This is a genomic window from Pseudomonas laurentiana, from assembly GCF_014648275.1.
Classification (GTDB): Bacteria; Pseudomonadota; Gammaproteobacteria; order Pseudomonadales; family Pseudomonadaceae; genus Aquipseudomonas; species Aquipseudomonas laurentiana.
The window spans coordinates 1-2,126 of sequence record NZ_BMQU01000050.1; the positions used below are offsets into that span (position 1 = coordinate 1).

The window sequence follows — 2,126 nt, forward strand, 5'->3', positions numbered from 1 at the left end:
GACATGTCGCCATTGGCGACCACGGTCAGGGCCACTGGCAGCTCAAGGCCGATGGCCTTGAATACACCACCGGCAAAGGCCGGGTCGTGGCCGTTGCCACGAAGGGTCAAGTGGCCGAGCAACTTCTTCTCGCGCAGGGTCACACCGGCGTTCTTGCGCCCCTTGCCAACCAGGCTCGGCAAGTCGGCGTGGGCCAACGGCGATTCTGCCTTGGCGGCGTTGCCTGGGTGTTGCTGGTAAACGTTGATTGCGCTCATTTCAAACCTGCCTGAACTATCAAATGCTGTAGGGCGATCCGTGTGGGCGCCGGCCTCGCCGGCCCCACACGTGCGCGTCAATCCTTAAACGTTCTGCCGTTCGCCCTGCGGGTCGAAGAACACCGCTGAACAGATTTCCGCTTCGATCACGCTGCCATCGGCCTGCGGCGAGTACACGCGCTCGCCCATGCGCTTGAGGCCACCCTTGACCACACCCATCGCGAACGAATAGCCCAGCGAGTTGGCGGCGTAGCTGGAGGTCACGTGACCGACCATGTCCATCGGGATCGGCTGCTTCGGATCGAACACCAGTTGCGCACCCTCAGGCAGCCACTGGGTCGGATTGAGCGGCTTGAGGCCGACCAGTTGCTTACGGTTTTCCCGTACGCAATCTTCACGGTTCATGCCACGACGACCGATCCAGGAGAACGGCTTGGTCCGCCCGACGCACCAGCCCATGTTCAGGTCGTCCGGGGTCATCGAGCCGTCGGTGTCCTGACCGACGATGATGAAGCCCTTCTCGGCCCGCAGTACGTGCATGGTTTCGGTGCCGTACGGGGTCAGGTTGTACGCCTTGCCCGCTTCGACGATCTGCTCCAGCACACCCATGGCGTAGTTGGCCTGGATGTTGATTTCGTACGACAGCTCACCGGTAAAGGAGATCCGGAAGACTCGCGCCGGCACGCCGCCTACCTTGCCTTCCTTCCAGCTCATGAACGGGAAGGCGTCTTTGTCCAGGTCGATGTCGGTGACCTGCGACAGCAGTTTGCGGCTGTTCGGCCCGGACAGGGTCAGGGTCGCCCAGTGGTCGGTGACCGAGGTGAAGTACACCTTGAGGTCTGGCCATTCGGTTTGCTGATAGATCTCCAGCCACTGCAGGACGCGTGCTGCGCCGCCGGTGGTGGTGGTCATCAGGAAGTGGTTCTCGCCCAGGCACGCCGTCACGCCGTCGTCGAAGACCATGCCGTCTTCTTTGCACATCAGGCCGTAACGGGCCTTGCCCACGTCCAGCTTGGTCCAGGCGTTGGTGTAGATGCGGTTGAGGAACTCACGGGCATCCGGGCCCTGGATATCGATCTTGCCCAGGGTCGAGGCGTCGAGCAGGCCGACGCTGTCACGCACGGCCTTGCACTCACGGGCAACCGCAGCATGGATATCTTCGCCTTTGCGCGGGAAGTACCACGGACGTTTCCACTGGCCGACGTCTTCAAACTCGGCACCGTTTTTCACGTGCCAGGCATGCAGCGCGGTAAAACGTACTGGCTCGAACAGGTGACCGCAATGCCGGCCCGCCACCGCACCGAAGGTGATCGGCGTGTAGTTGGGGCGGAACATGGTGGTGCCCATTTGCGCCACACCGATGCCCAGCGAACGGGCGGCGATGGCCAGGCCGTTGATGTTGCCAAGCTTGCCCTGGTCGGTACCAAAGCCCAGCGCGGTATAGCGTTTGACGTGCTCGACCGACTCAAACCCTTCGCGGGTGGCCAGTTCGATGGCCGCGGCCGTCACGTCGTTCTGTTGGTCGACGAACTGCTTCGGTGCCCGTGCGGTGGATTTGTCATGCGGCACCTGGAACAGGGCCACGGTGGCCTCTTCCTGACGCGCCAACACCTTGGGCAGTACACCGGCGACCGCCTTGAAACCAGCTTCGGTCGCAGCCCGTACACCGCCTGCAAAACCATCGGCCAGGGTATCGCCGAGGCTGTAGACGCCATTCACACCGCCGACGCAAACACGTCTCTGCGGCGCATCGCCCGGTACGAAACCGAGGATGTCTTCACGCCAGACCGGCTTGCCACCCAGGTGCGAAGCCAGGTGAACCACTGGGCTGTAACCACCCGAGCTGGCCACCAGGTCGCAATCCAGCCA

The 2,126-nt window shown here is 62.8% G+C and carries 2 protein-coding genes; both read right to left on the minus strand.

Annotated elements, in window-relative coordinates; genetic code table 11:
* Window positions 1-257, minus strand: a 257-nt coding sequence (locus tag IE038_RS23580) for a sarcosine oxidase subunit gamma family protein (RefSeq protein WP_229775733.1), incomplete at its 3' end; no start/stop codon positions are given.
* A gap of 84 nt (window positions 258-341) precedes the next feature.
* The coding region (locus IE038_RS23585; RefSeq protein WP_308425311.1) for a glycine cleavage T C-terminal barrel domain-containing protein at window positions 342-2,126 on the minus strand (1,785 nt) is incomplete at its 5' end.